The sequence below is a fragment of the Autumnicola aciditolerans genome, from assembly GCF_041679265.1.
GTDB lineage: Bacteria > Bacteroidota > Bacteroidia > Flavobacteriales > Flavobacteriaceae > Autumnicola.
Map to the genome: position 1 here is coordinate 1 of NZ_JBGFSM010000040.1, position 4,242 is coordinate 4,242.

Consider the following 4,242-nt stretch of genomic DNA (forward strand, 5'->3'; position numbering starts at 1 on the left):
GGAACAAAACAAAATAAAGCTCAAAAGATGACTCTTCTAGTCTTAATTCTTTGCTACTCGTTTTAAAGGATTACTCCTATAAAACTTCTTGTCAATTCAATATGTCAATGATCTTTCAAATATCAATTATCAGTTACCAATTACCACAATTCCTCATTGCTTGTTGATCCTTGTTACCTGATTATTGTCTTTGTTGAAACCCAGGGAATCGAACCCTATCCTTTGCCCCTGCCGGCGATCTCTTTTTCAGTATTTCTCAATGAACTTACTTGCTCTCAAAGCCCACTCACCTACCCGGTTAAGCGGCTGCAAATATACAACTCTTTTTCTTTAACCACCAAACTTTATTTTAAAGTTTTTTTGATCTTTTTTAAAAGCCGATTTTTACCTCAATACCACTCAAGAACTGCGCTTTTTCCTTTTTCTAAAAGCGACCCTACCTTTTTGGTTAGGCGGGTGCAAATATACAACGCTTTTTTATTCCCCCGCAAATCTTTTTTCAAGAAAATTCCTTTACTCCTTCCTGCCGCGCAATCCCCAAATCTCAATGAACTCCCACCTTAGCATTTCTGCTTAAGCGGCTGCAAATATAAGACAGTTATCAGCTTTTCCAACAATTTATCGAATTTAAATTTAAGATAAATTTAAAGCCAATTTTAAAGGCCTGATATTTAGATTAAACTACTTAAAAAATTAGAGAGGAATTTATACTAAACAGAAAAGAATCTGTCTCAATCCATTCTATTACAACTTTAGCAAGATAGAAAAAGAATTTAAATTCCGAAAGAAAAACTTAACAAATCAACTATTTTTATTTCCATCGCTCCATTTGTCAGTGAGTTCTATGTATTTAAAATCCAGAGCGGTAGCCTGTGGCTCCAGGATATTAGATTGGAAAGAGCGCTGCAAAATATCTTCAATTAAATAATCCTCCTGATTAGATTCCGGATGATATTCTTCTTTTAAAGAGATTTCAAACAAACTTGCAGTGGTATTGTACCAAAAGGCCCGCCAACCACTTTTAAGATTTTTTATTAAATTAAAAGCAGTAGTACCGGTCTGTCGATGGATCAATTTTACTAATATCTGCCCTTCGGTATGGGTTAGTTTCTTGAGTTCTCCAGAGAATTGATCTTCAATATAATCCTGAACAATTTTTGTATATCTTTTCCTCGCACGCTTGGAATGAATATCTTCCAACCGGCTATTCAATTCCACAAGCCTTTCAGATGCCAATTTAGCATAAGGGTAAACTTTTCTCGTTTTTCTCCTCAGAATAAGATAACGCCTTCTTTCAGCATTATCCTTAAATTTGAGTTTTTTCAGGAGAACAACCTCATCCAGATCAATACTCATTCTCGGTACGGTATCTCCTGCTATGATCATATAAGTAGGTTGAATGGAATCCTTTTCAGCTTCTTGCTGGGAATATCCTTTTGAAACAGCAAAGCCTAATAATATGAACAGAATTTTTTTCACTCCTTAGCTATTTTTACAGAAGGTTTGTACTAAAACCATTCCAAAATTAATCAATCTAAAATTGCGAAGCATTTTATTCTTATTAAATTCGTTGAAATTTAAATTTTATGAAAACTGAAAAAATACTCAATAAAGGATCACTTGACTTCCTCGAAAAATATTTAAACAATGCCGCCCCTACCGGCTATGAATCAGAAGGGCAAAAATTATGGATGAAATACCTTGAACCCTATGTAGATGAGTTTATCACGGATACTTACGGGACTGCCGTAGGTGTTATTAATCCTGATGCAGCTTTTAAGGTTGTTATTGAAGGGCATGCCGATGAAATTTCCTGGTATGTTAACTATATTACAGAGGATGGTCTTATTTATGTAATTAGAAACGGTGGAAGTGATCACCAGATTGCTGCTTCCAAAAGAGTAAATATTCATACTAAAAATGGAATAGTTAAAGGTGTTTTTGGCTGGCCCGCCATTCATACCCGTGATAAAGAGAAGGAACAGTCTCCTAAAATGGACAATATATGTATAGATGTGGGATGTTCAACAAAGGATGAAGTAGAAAAACTTGGGGTTCATGTTGGTTGCGTGATTACTTATCCAGATGAGTTTTTCGTACTTAATGAAGATAAATTTGTATGCCGCGCACTCGATAATCGCATCGGCGGATTTATGGTTGCACAGGTAGCACGACTTTTGAAAGAGAACAATAAAAAATTGCCTTTTGGCTTATATGTAACCAACTCTGTTCAGGAAGAAATAGGGCTTCGGGGAGCTGAAATGATCACTCAGCGAATCAAGCCAAATGTAGCGATTGTTACTGATGTAACTCATGACACCACTACTCCAATGATTGAGAAGAAAACAAATGGCCTTACTAAAATTGGGGATGGGCCGGTTATTTCTTATGCTCCTGCCGTTCAGAATAAATTAAGGGAATTACTAATTGAAACTGCGGAAGAAAAAAATATTGCCTTTCAAAGAATGGCGAACTCGAGGTTTACAGGAACCGATACCGATGCTTTTGCCTATAGCAATGGTGGTGTGGCTTCTGCATTAATATCCCTTCCTTTACGCTATATGCATACCACGGTAGAAATGGTACATAAAAAAGATGTTGAAGGAGTAATAAATTTAATTTATGAGAGTGTTCTTAAAATAAAAGAAGGTGAAACTTTTAGTTATTTTGAATAATACCAGGGTCTGAATTTCTTCAAACTCCTTTTCATTTCTGAAAGGGAGTTTTTGTTTTTATTAATTCAACTTTCACAATATTTTATCAATTCCTGCAGCCTTTTCAGTTTATCTTGTAATCAAAAAGCAATGACCCTTTCTCCTGAAGAGCTGGATACCCTGGTAAAAGATCCGCTGGAAGCCATAAAAATGGCTAATCTCAAATATGTGGCAGAACATCATCTTTCAATTAGCAGAAAAAAGGTGGGACGTGGTTTTGCTTATTTCCAAAAAGAAGAAAAGATTTCGGATAAAGTAACCCTGGAAAGAATAAAAAAGCTGGTAATTCCACCAGCATGGCAGAATGTTCGCATAACACATCTTGAAAATGGACATTTGCAGGTAGTAGGAAGGGATGATAAGCAGCGAAAACAATATATGTATCATCCCCTTTGGTCAAAAATAAGGAACCAGACAAAATTTTTTAAAATGGCTGCTTTTGGAAAGAAGCTCCCTAAAATCAGAAAGCAGGTAGATGAAGATCTGGATTTACCGGAAATGTCCCGCCGGAAAATACTTGCGCTCATAATAAGACTTATGGAAGAGACCCACATAAGGATTGGTAATGATTATTATGCAAAAAACAATAAGACATATGGCCTTTCCACTTTTCGCACCAGGCATGTTAAAACCTATAAACATGAAGTAAAGTTTGAATTTGTGGGGAAAAAAGGAAAAGAACATTCTATAAGCGTTAAAGACAGAAAGCTTATTAAGCTTATCAATCAGTGTGAAGAAATTCCAGGGTGGGAACTTTTTAAATTTTATGATGAGAAGGGCCATAAGCAGGCTATAGATAGCGGGATGATAAATGATTATATTCATGAACTTAGTGGCGATATGTTTTCAGCGAAAGACTTCCGGACCTGGTCTGCCACCAAGATCTTTTTTGAAACGCTAAAAGAAGCCGGATATACCCCGGATGAAAAAGAAAACAAAAAAAACATTATTACGGCTTATGATGCTGCTGCTTCTGGACTAGGAAACACGCGTTCTGTTTGCAGAAGCTATTATGTCCATCCAAAAATTGTGGAAGATTATGAAAATGGAAGAATTGTTCCTTATTTCCAAAAAGTGAAGGATGACGATCAAAAGAACTACACCAGCCTTTCGGGAACCGAAAAGGTTATACTCAAGATGATAGAGGAGTACGAAATTGAGATTTAGATCTTCTCCCATCCTCAATTTAAATTCTCCAATTCAAGCTTTTTCAAAAAATAATTTCCAGAGGAATAGCATAGCTACAAGAATAGATTAGTAAAAATTCTCTCTTTATTTCATCACAGAAGGTTGATTAATCTGCACACCTATTAAAAAAGGTCTCAGCAAAAATAACAGGGAGCATAATGGATTATTATCGTAAATAAAGGAGCGGTAGATCTACTCTTCAAAAGGTAAGAAAAACAGGCTAGCTAAAACTTAATGCAAAGTTTTATGTGGTAATATTTTGGAAGGGACTATCTCAAAAACTGTGTAAGTAGAAAATATCGGGGTTTGCAAACCCCGATATTTTTTTAATCTTGCCTGT

The 4,242-nt window shown here is 35.7% G+C and carries 3 protein-coding genes; 2 read left to right on the forward strand and 1 reads right to left on the reverse strand.

What is annotated here, in order from left to right; translation table 11 throughout:
• Positions 1-801: 801 nt before the first annotated feature.
• Complete coding sequence (locus AB8M93_RS18365; RefSeq protein ID WP_373060383.1) at positions 802-1,479, reverse strand: DUF4294 domain-containing protein; 678 nt, start codon at positions 1,477-1,479, stop codon at positions 802-804.
• Between the two features lie 107 nt (positions 1,480-1,586).
• Here AB8M93_RS18365 and AB8M93_RS18370 point away from each other — a divergent pair, with 107 nt between their 5' ends.
• On the forward strand, positions 1,587-2,675 hold the full coding sequence (locus AB8M93_RS18370) for a M42 family metallopeptidase (protein ID WP_373060385.1): 1,089 nt from the start codon (positions 1,587-1,589) through the stop codon (positions 2,673-2,675).
• A 129-nt stretch (positions 2,676-2,804) separates the two neighbouring features.
• Entirely contained in the window at positions 2,805-3,881 is a 1,077-nt protein-coding gene (locus AB8M93_RS18375; RefSeq protein ID WP_373060387.1) for a DNA topoisomerase IB, read from the forward strand.
• Positions 3,882-4,242: the final 361 nt, after the last annotated feature.

Coding starts and splice junctions, on each gene's coding strand:
- AB8M93_RS18370 (WP_373060385.1), top strand. CDS start 1,587: ATGAAAACTGAAAAAATACTCAATAAAGGATCACTTGACTTCCTCGAA.
- AB8M93_RS18375 (WP_373060387.1), top strand. CDS start 2,805: ATGACCCTTTCTCCTGAAGAGCTGGATACCCTGGTAAAAGATCCGCTG.